This is a genomic window from Streptomyces sp. NPDC051987, from assembly GCF_040680735.1.
GTDB lineage: Bacteria > Actinomycetota > Actinomycetes > Streptomycetales > Streptomycetaceae > Streptomyces.
This window is the reverse complement of record NZ_JBFAXI010000008.1, coordinates 92,738-106,914: the sequence shown is the minus strand read 5'-3', so window position 1 is coordinate 106,914 and position 14,177 is coordinate 92,738. Positions and strand designations below refer to the sequence as shown.

Sequence of the window (14,177 nt, the reverse complement as noted above, 5' to 3'; positions counted from 1 at the left end):
AGCAGCGTCAATTCATGCGCGCCAGCCCCGGAATCCGGGGACGTGACAGTTTCTGGCGAAGTCGGCCCCAAAGACGCCTGCTTGAGTCGCGTATTCCGGAAACCCGGGCAACGACCCATTCGCCAGCATGCTCCCGCCGCGGTCGGGAACACATCGGGCGAACACCCCAAGTTCCACCCGGCGCACTCCCCACGTGACTCCGCAATTCCCCACATCACCCCACCCGTCGGCCCGCCCTGGCCGGTCTGGATCTTTTGCGCGGGTCCGGCCACGGAGGGAAAATGGCCAGTGATGGACCTGCTAGAGCGAGAGGACGTACTCCAGGACCTCACCGGTCACCTCCAGGCATCAGTGACCGGCCCTGGACGACTCGCCCTTGTGCGCGGAGAGGCCGGCATCGGCAAGACCAGCCTCGTCAACCGGCTGGCCCAGCTGGCCGACCCCCGGATCAGGATCCTGATCGGTGCCTGTGACCCGCTGGCCACGCCCCGTCCTCTGGGCCCCCTGACGGACCTGGCCGGACGCCTGGGGCAGACGGTTCAAACGGCCCTGACCGGGGCGCTGGCCGGTACCTGCCGCTCCGACGAGGTATTCGACTGTCTGCTCGCCGATCTGAGTTCCTACCCGAGTCTGCTGGTCGTGGAGGACGTCCACTGGGCCGACGAGGCCACGCTGGACCTGCTGCGTTACCTGGCCCGTCGCCTGCCGAGCGTTCCGGCGCTGGTGGTGGCCACCTACCGCGACGACGAGATCGGCCGTACCCACGAGGTGACCGCTCTCCTCGGGACCCTGGCCGGCTACCCGTGGGTGTACCGGCACGACCTGGACCCGCTGAGCCGCGCGGCCGTGGCGCGGCTGGCCGGCGGGCACACCGTCGACGTCGACCAGCTGTACCGCGTCTCCGCCGGCAATCCGTTCATCGTCAGCGAGATCCTGGCCACCCCCGAGGAGGCCATCCCGGCCACGGTGCGCGAGGCAGCCGCCGGTCGCCTGGCCGGGCTGTCGGCCGCGGCGCGCAGGGTCGTCGACGTGCTGGCCGTGCTGGGGCGCCGGATGCCGTTGCCGCTGCTGGCCGACATGCTGCCCGGCTCGGAGGAGGCACTCGACGAGGCCGCGGCCGGTGGAATCGTGCGGACCGACACCCAGGCGGCCGAGTTCCGCCATGAACTGACCCGGCTGGCGGTGCTGGAGTCCGTCCCGGCCGCCTGCCGGCTGCGGACGCACCAGCAGGTGCTGACGGCGATGCGGTCCCGTCCGGTCGTCGCGGACGACCTGGCGCTGCTGGCCGATCACGCCGAGGGCGCCGGGGACGCGGCCGCCGTGCTGGAGTACGCGCCCGCCGCGGCCGCCCATGCCGCCGTGGCGGGCGCGCACCGGGAGGCGGCCAGCCAGTACGCCCGCGCCCTGCGCTACGCCGACCTGCTGCCGCTCGACCGGCGTACCGCCCTGCTGGAGGGCCACTCGCGGGCCTGTCTGCTGTCCAGTTGGCTGGACGAGGGGATCGCCTCCCGCCGTAAGGCGGTGAAACTGCGCCGGACCCTGGGCGACCGGCTGCGCGAGGGCGAGGACCTGCGGTGGCTGTCGTGCTGGCTGTGGCCGTTCGGGCGGACCGTCGAGGCCGGGCGGACCGGCCTGGACGCGGTGCGGGTGCTCGAAGAGCTGGGACCGAGCCGGGAGTTGGGCCGGGCTTACCTGAACCTGTGCCAGCTGGCCTGCTACGGGCACGAGGACGTCCGGGTGACCGCCGCCTACGCCGACAAGGCGGTCGCTCTGGGCGAGCGCTTCGGCGACGCGGGGGCGGTCCACCAGGCGCGCTTCCATGCCGCGGCGGCAGGCATGCTGAGCGGCGGGTCCGGCTGGGCGGAGTGCGAAGAGGCGGTGTCGCGTGCGGTGGCGCAGGACCTGCCGGAGGACGCGGGTTTCCTTGCGGTCGTCACGTGCTGGTTGGCCGCGCTGCAGTGCGACTCCGCCCGGACGACCGCGGCCGTGAAACGGGCGGAAGCCTATGTCCTCGACCACGATCTGCTGTGCTACCTGCTGTGCACGAGGGTCTGGGGCAGCTGGGGCCTGCTGAACCAGGGCTCGTGGTCCCGGGCCGTCGACGCCGCGCGGGAGGTCCTCTCCCATCCCAGCTCACCGCCAGTGGTGCGGGCCCTGGCCCTCACCGTCGTGGGCCTGGTGCGGGCTCGGCGGGGCAAGGCACGGGCGTGGCCGCTGCTGGAGCAGGCGGCGAGTCTGGTCGACCAGGACTGCCTGCTGGACACGGGACTGGGGTGGGAGGCGCGGGTCGAGGCGGCCTGGCTGGCCGGCGATCACGAACGGGCGCGGGCGGAGGCACAGCGCGGCCTGGACGCCCTGGCCGAGCGCAGCCATCCCTGGCTGTCCGGGCCGCTGGCCTGCTGGCTCGGCCGCATCGGCGAAGCACCCCCGCAGGTGCCCGGGGCCGGACCCTACGCCCTGGAACTGGCCGGCGACTGGGCCGGCGCCGCGGCCCAGTGGGACCGGCTCGGCTGCCCCTACCAGGCCGCGCTGGCCCGTCTGTCCGGCGACGGGCCGGCGCTGCACCAGGCTCTGGCCGCCTTCGAGGCCCTGGACGCCCGGCCGATCGTGGCACGTACCCGCGCCGTGATGCGAACCCGCGGCGTCCGGCCGGTCCGGCGCGGCCCACGGGCGGCCACCCTGGCCAATCCCTACGGGCTGACCGTCCGGGAGATGGACGTCCTCAAGCTGCTGAACGAGGGCCTGTCGGACGCCGACATCGCCGCCCGCCTCTACATCACGCCCAAGACCGCCGGGCACCACGTGAGCGCCGTACTGGCCAAACTCGGCGTCCACTCCCGTCAGGAGGCCGCCCGGAAACTGCACGACCCCGAACGCTGACACGTCCCTACGAACCTACGAAGGCGAGGTGGCCGAACATGCGGAAAGCAGCCCTGCCGGGCGCCGGCCTTCTGATCGCGCTGATCGCGCTCGTCACCTGTACGACGCTCCTCGCGGCCCAGGAATCGCGGGCCGAACCGACCCGGTCGGCGCTCCGGTGCTACGCGGCACACCGCAGTCCGCACGACGTCGTCTGCTACCGGGACTCGTGGAAGGCCGAGTACCGACACGGAGCCGTGGTCTACGTCCCCGTCCTCATCCAGGTGCCCACGCCCGCACATCCACCCGCCGTGACACTCGTCAACACCCTCGACGACGTCCACCCCACCGAACCGTCCCCCTGAAACGCAAGAGACCCCGGATCTCTCCGGGGTCTCTCACTCATGTGCACTCGGCAGGATTCGAACCTGCAACCTTCTGATCCGTAGTCAGATGCTCTATCCGTTAAGCTACGAGTGCTTGATTATTTTGTTTTTTGTCTTCGCTCTCGGATCTTTCGGCCCGCTCGCGGCGACAGGAAGAACATTACATGACTGCCGCCGCCATGTGAAATCCGTTAGCCGCACCCCTTGTGACCTGCGAAAACGCCGTATCGGGCGGGTGCCGGGCGGTCGGCGGGTCGGCACCGGCGCCGCTGCCGCGGGGCCCTGAACGCGAATCAGGGAGCCCAGACCGAAACGGTTGGACTCCCTGAGTCAGGTGCGGAGGCGGAGGGATTTGAACCCTCGATGGGCTTTAAGGCCCAAACCGCATTAGCAGTGCGGCGCCATAGACCGGACTAGGCGACGCCTCCAGCACAGCCGCCCGCGTGAGCGCGAGTGGTGCGTGCAGATGATGACACAGTCGAGCGTGCTGTCACCAATCGGCTCCCACGGTACTAGGCACTCGGGCCACAGGGCAAAGCCCTTCCCGTGACGTCGCGCAACATCCCGGCGGGCCGCGCGTTGGGCAGGGCATGACTCACTTCGCCGTGCGGGGCGCCCTCGGGGCCGTCACCGCCGTCCTCGGGTCCGTGCCCGCACTGCCCGCCTCCGCCGCCGTCACGGCCGACCACCTCACCGTCACCGTGCGCCACGCCGGTGACGGGCGGGACGGGACGTACGAGCTGTCCTGTCACCCCGGCGCCGGCAGTCACCCGGACGTGGACGGGGCCTGCCAGTCGCTCGACCGGAACACCCGCTGGGGCCGGGACACCTTCGCCCCGGTCTCCCCGGGCAGCGTCTGCACCATGCTCTACGGCGGCCCGGCCACCGCCCACGTCACCGGGACCTGGGCCGGCCGCCCGGTGGACGCCGTGTACGACCGCAGCAACGGCTGCGAGATCGGACGCTGGGACCGGATGGTTCCGCTCCTGCCCGACCTCGGCTCGTAGCAGCCACCGGCGGCCCGCGGGCCGCCCGCGCCACCAGGGCGGCACAGCCGCCGCACGGGTGCGGCCCCGCCCGCGTCAACGCGGCACGAAGGTATGGCGGAGGTGAGGCGTGTCGGTCACATGTTCGCCGTCACTTCGTCGTGCGACCTCCCTCTCATCCGGCGTCGCGAGCGCAACCGGTGCCTTTAGACTCCCTCGCGTGACACGCCGCGGGCCGGTTGGCAAGATGGCCCGAGCGGTCGGCAAGGTGCGGTAACAGGGAGGAAGCGTCTCGTGAGCAGCAGGCCATCCCGAGGCGCTGCTCGCCTCGCAGCCATACTGGACGCGCTGCCGGATGCGTTGGTCCTGGTCAACGCCAACGGCACCGTCGTCAACGCGAACACGATCGCCCTGGAGGCGTTCGAGGCGCCCGGTACCGCGCTGGTCGGGCGAGGGCTGCTCGATCTGCTGCCGCAGTTCGACTCGCGGCTGATCCCGGGGTCGATGCGACGACCCGACCACATGGACCCGCGCGGGCGGACCAAGCCGACCCGGATGGTGGCCCGGCGGACGGACGGGACCGAGTTCCCGGTCGAGGTCACCAGCGCCAACCTGGAGAACGGACAGCAGGCGTACGACGGTTACGGCTACAGCGGCGACGAGCTGCTGATGCTGGTCGTCCGCGACCTGACCGGCACCGTGGACACCGAGGCCGAGCTGGCCCGCTCGCAGCGGCAGACCGAGATGATCCTGCGGGCGGCGAGCGAGGGCGTCGTAGGGACGGACACCGACGGACGGATCGTCCTGGTGAACCCCGCCGCCGCTCAGATACTGGGTTACCGGGCCGGCGAGCTGGGCGGCAAGGAGCTGCACAACCTCGTGCTGCACTCCCGCGCCGACGGCTCCCCCTTCCCGTACGCCGAGTCGCCGCTCGCCGACACCCTGCGCTCCGGACGCAAGCACCGGGTGCGCGGGCAGGTGCTGTGGGCCAAGGGCGACAAGAAGGTGCCGGTCGACCTGACCACCGCACCGGTGCGCGACGGCGACCAGCTGGTCGGCGCCGTGATGACGTTCACCGACCGGCGGCCCTACGACTCCGTCGTCGACGAGAAGGCGGCCCTGGAGAAGGCGCACGCCGAGGAGCTGGAGCGGCTCTCCGAGGAGCACGCCTCCGACCTGACCGCGCTGCGCCAGAAGCACGTCACCGAGGTCGAGGAGCTGCTCGAACGGCACGCCGAGGAACTGGCGGCCGGCGAAGACCGGTACGCGGCCCTCGGCGAGCGCGAGAAGGACCGGTACGAGGCCCTCTCCGGACGGCACGAGCAGCTCCTGACGCTGCTCTCGCAGTCGCTGCGCGGCCCCCTGGACGAGCTGCGCCGGGAACTGGCCGCGCTCGCCGCCGACGACGCCGGGCAGCTGTGGCCCGAGGCCAACCAGGTGCTCCACCACCTCTCGGCCGGTTACTCGCGGATCACCCAGCTCATCGACAACGTGCTCGGTTACCAGGCGCTGGACGCGGGGACCGAGGACATCAACCGTGCGAAGGTCATGCTCGACGCCGTCGTCGCCGCGGGCGTGGACGGCGCGGTGGAGCTGATCGGACCCGGCCGGGTGCAGTTCGCCGTGCACGCGCCGCCCATCGAGGCCGAGGTGGACCCGCAGCGGCTCGCCGTCGCGCTCGCGCATCTCATCGCGGACGTGGCCGGGGTGGACGCGACCGGCAACGCGCCCGTCTCCGCGGGCGGCTACATGGACAACACGGTCGTGGTCGCGGCGGCGCAGCGCGGCGAGGTCGTCCGGATCGAGGTGCGCGGGCCGTACGCCGGGGGAGACCCGGTGCACGAGCCGATCGTGCGCGGGATCGTACGGGCCCACGGCGGGGTGCTGCAGACCCACGAGGTGCCGGGCATGAGCGGCAGCGCGTTCGTGCTGGAGGTGCCGATCGGGGGCGGCGCCGGTGCGGTGGCCGCGCCGGCCGGTACCGAGCTCGCCGTGGTCGCGGCCGCCGACGAGGCCGGTGCCGGTGGCCGGCGGCGGGCCCGGCGGTCCTCCGTGGACGCCTTCCTGGAGAGCGACGTGCCCGTCGAGGGCGGCGTCGGCGGCGAGGGCGAGGTCCCGGGTACACCGACCGGACGGCGGCGCCGTCGGGCCGCCGAGGCGGTGGACGGTCCGGAGAGCGGACCCGCCGCGATCGAGAGCGCGGAGGCGGCGTCCGGCGGTACCGGACGGCGCCGCGGGCGCCCGGGTGACGCCGGCCTCGGGGTCGCCGAGGGTGCCGTGATGACGGCGGCGGAGCAGGGCGCCGGGGCGGCCGCCTCGGGTACGGGGCTGGGCGGCACCGTACCCCCGCAGGGCGTACCCGTACCGGCGCCGGGGCGGCGCGCCCGGCGTGAGCCCGACGAGCAGCAGGCGCTGCCGCCCGCGCTGCCCTCGGTGCCGTCCGAGCAGGCGGCCGACGAGGGGCAGCCCGGCGGGCGCAGGCGCCGTGCGCTGGCCGCCGCGGCCGAACGGGCCGAGCAGCAGCAGGCGGGGCCTCGCCCGGTCTTCGCGCTGCCGCCCGCCGAGGCCGACCGCGCCCCCGAGCCGGTCGCGGCCGCCGCGGAGGGGGGCGACGAGGGCCGGCACGACTCCTTGGCGCACGACCAGGCCGAGGACCACACCCCGCCGCAGCCGCACCCCACCACCGCGCCGACCGGCCGTCGCCGACGGGCCGTGGCCCAGCCGGCGGAGAACGTTCCGGCCGCGCCGGGCGTGCCGACGGTGCCCGCGCAGGCGGCCGCGCCCGGACAGCCGGTGCAGCCCCAGGGCATGCCGGTGCAGCCTCAAGGCATGCCGGTGCAGCCCCAGGGCATCCCCGTACAGGCCGGGCCGGCGGCCCAGCTCGCCGCGCCGGCGGGTATCCCCGTCGCCCAGGCGACCGGCGGGCAGCACCCCACCCCGGTGGACCAGGGCCAGCCCGTCCTTCCCGGTGCCCAGGCGCTGCCGGGTGCGGCCGTACCGGCGCAGGCCCAGGTTCAAGCCCAAGCCCAAGCCCAAGCCCAAGCCCAGGGTGCCGTTCCGGGCGCCGAAGCCGGCCCGGCTCCCGCCCAACCGCTGCCGCTTCCCGCGGAGGCCGCGCCGGTGGCCCCGGTGCCGCAGCAGTGGCCGGGCGCCGACGACACCCCCGCCGCCGCCCCCCAACCCCCGGTTGCCGCCCAGCCGTTGCCCGCGGAGGCGACGGCGGCGCCGATGCCGACGGCGGCCCCGGCGTCCTCTGCGGTACCGATCGACCCGGACTCCACCCAGGGCCGGGCGTTCAGCGTGCGGACGCTGGGGCAGGGCGTGCCGTTCTCGCGGCAGGCCGCGCAGGTGCAGCAGCCGACGGCGACCCCGCCCCCGCATCAGCCGGGTGGCAACGGGCGGCGCCGGAAGCTGGGCACGCCCCCGGACCCGGGCACGCGCGCCGCGCAGCCGCAGCCGCAGCCCGAGCAGTCGGCCCGGCCGCATCCGCCGGCCGAACAGCCGGTCGCCGCCCCGCCGCTGCCGCAGCCGTCGCTGGCCGGGCAGTCCCGGCTGGTGGGAGCCACCGACGGCGCGGGACGGTCGTACGCGATAGGCGCGCCGGACGTGAACGCCGCCGAGGGCCCGGAGCCGCTGGACGGTCCGGGCGGGGCGATCGAGGTCGCGGATCCGCCGCGCCCGCAGCCGATGGACGACGAACTGCCCCCCGAGCCGCTGGACAACCCGCGCCGGCTGCTGGTGTGGCCGGCGCCGGACGTCACCACCCAGCAGGAGCTGAGCGACCGCGGTTACCGGCCGGTGATCGTGAACTCGCGTGAGGAGGTCGACGCGCAGATCGCCGCGTTCCCGGCGGCGCTGTTCGTGGATCCGCTGACCGGGCCGATCACCCGGACCGCGCTGCAGTCGCTGCGGCAGGCGGCGGTGGCGGCCGAGGTGCCGGTGATGGTGACGGCGGGGCTGGGACAGGCGACGCGCGAGGCGGCGTACGGCGCCGATCCCGCCGTCCTGCTGAAGGCGCTCGCGCCCCGGGACAGTGAGCAGCATCCGCCGCGGGTGCTGCTGATCGAGGAGCACGCGGAGATCGCGCTCGCGCTGACCTCGACGCTGGAGCGGCGCGGGATGCAGGTGGCGCGGGCGGCGAGCGACGCGGACGCGGTGACGCTGGCCGGGCAGTTGCGGCCGAACCTGGTGGTGATGGACCTCATGCAGGTGCACCGCCGGCAGGCCGGGATCATCGACTGGCTGCGGGCGAACGGGCAGCTGAACCGGACGCCGCTGGTCGTCTACACGGCGGCGGTGGACCAGGCGGACCTGCCCAGGCTGGCGTCCGGCGAGACGGTCCTGTTCCTGGCGGAACGCTCGACGAGTGCCGAGGTGCAGAGCCGCATCGTGGATCTGCTGGCCCGGATCGGTACGAACTAGGGCTCACGAAGCGCCCCTCAGAGGGGCGCGGGGAACTGCGCGACCGGCCACGACGAACCCGCGCCCGACCGACGGCAGTTCCCCGCCCGGGACCCGATCGCCGTTCAGAGACTGGTGACGTCCAGCTGACCGTCGGCGTACTGCCTCCTGAGCACCTTCTTGTCGAACTTGCCCACGCTGGTCTTCGGCACCGACTCGATCACCGTCCAGCGCTCGGGCAGCTGCCACTTGGCGATCTTGCCTTCCTCCGCGAGGAAGACGCGCAGGCTCTCGAAGGTGGCCGTGGCGCCCTCCCGCAGGACGACCGTGGCCAGCGGCCGCTCGCCCCACTTCTCGTCCGGTACGGCCACGACCGCGGCCTCGGCGACGTCCGGGTGGGACATCAGCGCGTTCTCCAGTTCGACCGAGGAGATCCACTCGCCGCCGGACTTGATGACGTCCTTCGCCCGGTCGGTGAGGGTGAGGAAGCCGTCGGGGGAGATGGTGCCGACGTCACCGGTCTTCAGCCAGCCGTCCTCGCTGAACTTGTCGGCCGGGCGCAGGGATTCGGCGTCGGGACCGTTGTAGTAGGCGCCCGCGATCCAGGGTCCGCGCACCTCCAGCTCGCCGGCCGACTCGCCGTCCCAGGGGAGGCGTTCGCCGCCCGGACCGCTGAGCCGGGCCTCCACGGAGGCGGGGAAGCGGCCCTGGGTGAGGCGGTAGGCGAACTCCTCGTCCGTGCCGACCACATGGGCCGGCGGGCGGGCGATGGTGCCGAGCGGGGAGGTCTCGGTCATGCCCCAGGCGTGGCAGACCCGCATGCCCAGCCTGTCGAAGGCCGTCATGAGGGACGGCGGGCAGGCGGCGCCGCCGATGGTGACCTGGGTGAGGGAGGAGACGTCCCGGGGGCGGGCGGTGAGTTCGCCGAGCAGGCCCTGCCAGATGGTGGGGACCGCGGCCGCGTGCGAGGGGCGCTCGCGCTCGATCATCTCGGCGAGCGGGCCGGGCTGGAGGAAACGGTCCGGCATCAGTAGGTTGACGCCGGTCATGAAGGTGGCGTGCGGCAGTCCCCAGGCGTTGACGTGGAACTGCGGCACGACGACCAGGGAGGTGTCCCGGTCGGTCAGCCCCATCGACTGGGCCATGTTGACCTGCATGGAGTGCAGGTAGATCGAACGGTGGCTGTACACCACGCCCTTGGGGTCACCGGTGGTGCCGGAGGTGTAGCACATGGCGGCGGCCTGCCGCTCGTCGAGCTCCGGCCAGTCGTAGCCGGTCGGCTTGCCGGCGATGAGCTCCTCGTACTCGTGCACGGCCGCGGTCGCGCCGTCGAGGAGGGAGCGGTCGCCCGGGCCGACGACCACGAGGTGCTCGACGGTGGGCAGTTTGGACAGCAACGGCGCGATCATCGGGATCAGCGAGCCGTTGACGACGATCACCCTGTCCGCCGCGTGGTTGACGATCCAGACCAGCTGCTCGGCGGGCAGGCGCAGGTTGAGGGTGTGCAGGACCGCGCCCATGGCGGGAATCGCGAAGTACGCCTCGGTGTGTTCCGCGTTGTTCCACATCAGGGTGGCCACGCGGTCGTCGCCGCGGACGCCGAGGTCGTCCCGCAGGGCGTGCGCCAGCTGGGCGGCCCGGTCGCCGATCTCGGCGAAGCTGCGGCGGTGCGGCTCGCCCTCGCCCGTCCAGGTGGTCACCTGTGACGTACCGTGAACCCTCGACCCGTGGGTCAGGATCCTTGAGATCAGCAGTGGTACGTCCTGCATGGTGCTCAGCACGGCGTCCTCCCGGGGGCGACATTGCCTACTCGGCGGTATAAGGGCTGCGCTGATTCTGCGCACATACCAGTCGGTATGTCACTAGGAGGAAGCCAACAAAGCCCGCCCGGCGGCCCCGGTGACCGCCCCGGCCGTCAGCGCGCGAGGTCCAGCTCAGGGTCCTCGCGCAGTTTGCCGAGCGCACGCGACACCGCGGACTTCACCGTCCCCACCGACACCCCGAGCACCTCGGCCGTCTGCACCTCGCTCAGGTCCTCGTAATACCGCAGCACGACCATCGCCCGCTGCCGCGCGGGCAGCCTGGTGATCGCCCGCCACATCGCGTCGTGCAGCGCCTGCCGCTCGGCCGGGTCGTCCTCGCCCCCGGCCGGCTCGGGCTCGGGCATCTCGTCGCAGACGAACTCGTCGACCCGGCGCTTGCGCCACTGCGAGGTCCGCGTGTTCAGCAGGGCACGGCGCACATAGCCGTCGATCGCCCGGTGGTCCTCGATCCGCTCCCAGGCCACGTACGTCTTGGCGAGGGCGGTCTGGAGAAGGTCCTCGGCGTCGCTCGGGTTGGCGGTCAGCGAGCGGGCGGTGCGCAGCAGGACCGGCTGGCGGGCCCTGACGTACGACGCGAACGACGGGTACGGGCGGGTGTGTGCGCGGGTCTGCCTCGCCGAGACAGCGGCGTCCGAAGCGCTGGTGCAGACGGGTGTGGTCATGGCTCCACGCTATGAGCGAGCGATGTCACGGCGGATCGGCCGCAGGTCCCGAAGCCGAGTCCCCCTCAGGGAGTAGGGGTGGGGCTGCCTACACCTCCTGAAGGTGGAGTGCGGGTGCCCAACCGCTACGGGTTTACCCCTGAGGGAGGAGCCCGCCAGACCTCGCGCCCTCACCCGTCCGAGCCGTCAGACCGCTCGACCGCCCCGGGCGTCCGACCCGTCGGGCCTGTCGGCGCGCTCAGGCGTCCGAGCCGTCGGGCCTGTCGGCGCGCTCAGGCGTCCGAGGTCAGGACCAGGCCGGAGGTCGGTACGCCCGTCCCCGCCGTCACCAGGACCCGGGCCGCCCCGGCTATCGGGTTCACGGCCGTGCCGCGCAGCTGGCGCACGCCCTCCGCCACCCCGTTCATCCCGTGCAGGTACGCCTCCCCGAGCTGCCCCCCGTGCGTGTTCAACGGCAGCCGCGCCTCGGCCACGAAGTCCGCCGCCTCGCCGCGCCCGCAGAACCCGAACTCCTCCAGCTGCATCAGCACGAACGGGGTGAAGTGGTCGTACAGGATCCCCACGTCGATGTCGGCGGGAGCGAGTCCGCTGGTGCGCCACAGCTGGCGGGCCACCACGCCCATCTCCGGCAGCCCGGTCAGGTCGTCCCGGTAGAAGCTGGTCATCTGCTCCTGGGCCCGGCCGGCCCCCTGCGCGGCCGCCGCGATCACGGCCGGCGGATGCGGCAGGTCGCGCGCCCGCTCCACCGAGGTGACGACGAGGGCCTGACCGCCGTCCGTCTCCTGGCAGCAGTCCAGCAGCCGCAGCGGCTCGACGATCCAGCGGGACGCCGCGTGGTCCGCGAGGGTGATCGGGCGGCCGTGGAAGTAGGCGGCCGGGTTGGTCGCCGCGTACCTGCGGTCGGTCACCGCCACGTGCCCGAACGCCTCCGGGGTCAGTCCGTACGTGTGCAGGTAGCGCTGCGCCGCCATCGCCACCCAGGACGCGGGGGTGAGCAGCCCGAAGGGCAGCACCCAGCCGAGCGCCACGCCCTCCACCGACGGCTCCCGGTGCTGCACGCCCGAGCCGAAGCGGCGGCCCGATCTCTCGTTGAAGGCGCGGTAGCAGACCACCACCTCGGCGATCCCGGCGGCGATCGCCAGCGCCGCCTGCTGGACGGTCGCGCAGGCCGCGCCGCCGCCGTAGTGGACGCGGGAGAAGAAGGACAGCTCGCCGATCCCGCAGGCCTGGGCCACGGTGATCTCCGGGCTGGTGTCCATCGTGAACGTCACCATCCCGTCCACGTCGGCCGGGGACAGCCCCGCGTCGTCCAGCGCGGCCCGCACCGCCTCCACCGCCAGCCGCAGCTCGCTGCGCCCCGAGTCCTTGGAGAACTCGGTCGCCCCGATGCCGACGACCGCCGCCCGCCCGCCGAGCGAGTCCCGGCCCCGCACGCTCATGAGTCCGCCTCGCCGGTGAGGGTGACGGTCACCGTGGCTTCGGCGAAGGTGAGGGTCACCGTGCCGGTCACGTGGTTGCCGATGCCGTTGGCGCCGACCACCCGGACCGTCGCCGTGCCCGTCTCGTCGTCCAGCTCCTCGATCCGGCCCGTCAACACCATGGTGTCCCCTGGATAGTTGGGCGCGCCGAGCCGGATGGCGACCTTGCGGAGCACTGCCGTCGGGCCGAAGCAGTCGGTGATGTACCGGCCGACCAGGCCGTTCGTCGTCAGGATGTTCATGAAGATGTCCGGCGAGCCCCTGTGCCGGGCCAGTTCGGCGTCGTGGTGCACGTCCTGGTAGTCCCGGGAGGCGATCGCCCCCGCCACGATCAGCGTGCGGGTGATCGGGATCTCCAGCGCGGGCAGCTCGGTGCCCACGCCCGGCCGCGTCGTCTCAACTCCCACTCGCGATCAACTCCCCTAGTTCCTGGAGCACTTCGCCCCCACTGCCCAGATACGCGTCCAGTTGCCGGCCCCACAGGAAGTGCCGGTGCACCGGGTGGTCGACGTCGGCGCCCGCACCGCCGTGCAGATGCTGGCCCGTGTGCACGACCCGCTGCCCGGCCTCGGACGCCCACCAGGCCGCGGTCAGCGCGTGCGTGGCGTACGGCAGCCCGGCGTCCCGCCGCCAGGCCGCCTCGTACGCCGTCACCCGTATCGCCTCGGTGTCCAAGTGGGCGTCGGCGGCACGGAGCTGGACGCCCTGCCGGGTGGCGAGGGGGCGCCCGAACTGCTCGCGGGTGTTGACGTGCGCGACGGCCCTGGCGAGTGAGCCCGCGCAGACGCCCGCCTGGAGTCCGGCGAAGGCGGTGCGGGCGGTGGCCAGGACGTCGGCGTAGGCGTAGGCACCGGGGCCGGGGGCAGGGCCGAGGTCGGAGTCGGGGTTGGAGCCGGACTCGGGGCCGGAGTCGGAGCCGGGGCCGGAGTCGGAGCCGGAGTCGGGGCGTCGGGCTGGACCTGGGTGCGGGCCGTCGGCGGTGCCGAGACCGGAAACCGGACCGTCGGCGGCGCCGAGGGGCTCCGCGGGGGCCGCGTCGAGGGTGAGCCGACCCGCCGACCAGGGCGCGGTCAGCTCGACCTCCTCGATGCCGGTGCCCTCACCGATGGGCACCAGCCACAGCCGCCGTCCGGCATCGGCGACCAGGACGTGCGTGGCGTCACGCAGCCAGGGGACGACGGGGACGGTGCCGCTCAACGCGCCGTGCGCGCCGGGTCGTACCGCGGGCTGTGCGGGGAACGCGCCGGTGACCACCACCGAGCCGTCCGCGATCCCCGGCAGCAGCCGCTCCCGCTGTTCGACCGTGCCGTGCGCGGCGATCGCCAGCTGCCCGTACACGCAGCTCGCCGCGTACGGCACCTGGGCCGTGGTGCGCCCCTGTTCTTCGAGGAGCAGCACCAGCCCCAGCAGCCCGAGCTCCTCCACCGCGGCCACCAGCCCGGCCGCGGTGAGGGCCTTCCACAGCTCCGGGTCGCTGCCGGTGCCCACGGTCCGCAGCCGCTCGTGGGTGGCGAGGTCGGCGAAGATCCTGGCGGCCAGATCACGGGCCTCCGCCTGGGCCTCGGTGGGCGTGAAGTCCATG

General features: G+C 73.4%; 9 protein-coding genes and 2 tRNA genes. 4 read left to right on the top strand and 7 right to left on the bottom strand.

The window, feature by feature from the left end:
• Window positions 1-291: 291 nt before the first annotated feature.
• Window positions 292-2,880: an AAA family ATPase gene (locus AB0M11_RS06995; RefSeq protein WP_365702219.1), complete on the top strand. Its 2,589-nt coding sequence runs from the start codon at window positions 292-294 to the stop codon at window positions 2,878-2,880.
• 38 nt (window positions 2,881-2,918) lie between these two features.
• Window positions 2,919-3,224, top strand: coding sequence for a hypothetical protein (locus tag AB0M11_RS06990; protein WP_365702217.1), 306 nt, complete (start codon window positions 2,919-2,921; stop codon window positions 3,222-3,224).
• 42 nt (window positions 3,225-3,266) lie between these two features.
• Here AB0M11_RS06990 and AB0M11_RS06985 read toward each other — a convergent pair.
• Together AB0M11_RS06985 and AB0M11_RS06980 are read right to left on the bottom strand one after the other, a co-directional pair.
• Window positions 3,267-3,339: transfer RNA gene (locus tag AB0M11_RS06985), tRNA-Arg, on the bottom strand.
• A 243-nt stretch (window positions 3,340-3,582) separates the two neighbouring features.
• Window positions 3,583-3,673: transfer RNA gene (locus AB0M11_RS06980), tRNA-Ser, on the bottom strand.
• Window positions 3,674-3,835: 162 nt separating this feature from the next.
• Between AB0M11_RS06980 and AB0M11_RS06975 the strand changes: the two genes are divergently transcribed.
• Window positions 3,836-4,252 carry an SSI family serine proteinase inhibitor gene (locus AB0M11_RS06975; RefSeq protein ID WP_365702215.1) on the top strand — a complete coding sequence of 139 codons (417 nt, stop codon included), beginning with the start codon at window positions 3,836-3,838 and terminating at the stop codon, window positions 4,250-4,252.
• Between the two features lie 273 nt (window positions 4,253-4,525).
• A complete protein-coding gene (locus tag AB0M11_RS06970) occupies window positions 4,526-8,653 on the top strand; it encodes a PAS domain-containing protein (protein WP_365702213.1) in 4,128 nt (1,375 codons plus the stop codon).
• A gap of 104 nt (window positions 8,654-8,757) precedes the next feature.
• Here AB0M11_RS06970 and AB0M11_RS06965 read toward each other — a convergent pair whose 3' ends face one another.
• From AB0M11_RS06965 to AB0M11_RS06945, 5 genes are all read right to left on the bottom strand, one after another.
• Window positions 8,758-10,401, bottom strand: a complete 1,644-nt coding sequence (locus AB0M11_RS06965; protein WP_365702342.1) for a long-chain fatty acid--CoA ligase — start codon at window positions 10,399-10,401, stop codon at window positions 8,758-8,760.
• A gap of 146 nt (window positions 10,402-10,547) precedes the next feature.
• Window positions 10,548-11,117 carry a SigE family RNA polymerase sigma factor gene (locus AB0M11_RS06960; RefSeq protein ID WP_365702211.1) on the bottom strand — a complete coding sequence of 190 codons (570 nt, stop codon included), beginning with the start codon at window positions 11,115-11,117 and terminating at the stop codon, window positions 10,548-10,550.
• A 272-nt stretch (window positions 11,118-11,389) separates the two neighbouring features.
• Window positions 11,390-12,556, bottom strand: a complete 1,167-nt coding sequence (locus AB0M11_RS06955; protein WP_365702209.1) for a lipid-transfer protein — start codon at window positions 12,554-12,556, stop codon at window positions 11,390-11,392.
• Complete coding sequence (locus tag AB0M11_RS06950) at window positions 12,553-13,002, bottom strand: MaoC family dehydratase (protein ID WP_365702207.1); 450 nt, start codon at window positions 13,000-13,002, stop codon at window positions 12,553-12,555. The genes AB0M11_RS06955 and AB0M11_RS06950 overlap by 4 nt, the downstream gene beginning before the upstream one ends.
• Window positions 12,992-14,176, bottom strand: coding sequence for an acyl-CoA dehydrogenase family protein (locus AB0M11_RS06945; RefSeq protein WP_365702205.1), 1,185 nt, complete (start codon window positions 14,174-14,176; stop codon window positions 12,992-12,994). Before AB0M11_RS06945 ends, AB0M11_RS06950 begins: the two co-directional genes overlap by 11 nt.
• Window position 14,177: the final 1 nt, after the last annotated feature.

Excerpts from the sequence above, each read along its gene's own strand:
- AB0M11_RS06995 (WP_365702219.1), top strand. The coding sequence starts at position 292 with ATGGACCTGCTAGAGCGAGAGGACGTACTCCAGGACCTCACCGGTCAC.
- AB0M11_RS06990 (WP_365702217.1), top strand. The coding sequence starts at position 2,919 with ATGCGGAAAGCAGCCCTGCCGGGCGCCGGCCTTCTGATCGCGCTGATC.
- AB0M11_RS06975 (WP_365702215.1), top strand. The coding sequence starts at position 3,836 with ATGACTCACTTCGCCGTGCGGGGCGCCCTCGGGGCCGTCACCGCCGTC.
- AB0M11_RS06965 (WP_365702342.1), bottom strand. The coding sequence starts at position 10,401 with ATGCAGGACGTACCACTGCTGATCTCAAGGATCCTGACCCACGGGTCG.
- AB0M11_RS06960 (WP_365702211.1), bottom strand. The coding sequence starts at position 11,117 with ATGACCACACCCGTCTGCACCAGCGCTTCGGACGCCGCTGTCTCGGCG.
- AB0M11_RS06955 (WP_365702209.1), bottom strand. The coding sequence starts at position 12,556 with ATGAGCGTGCGGGGCCGGGACTCGCTCGGCGGGCGGGCGGCGGTCGTC.
- AB0M11_RS06945 (WP_365702205.1), bottom strand. The coding sequence starts at position 14,176 with ATGGACTTCACGCCCACCGAGGCCCAGGCGGAGGCCCGTGATCTGGCC.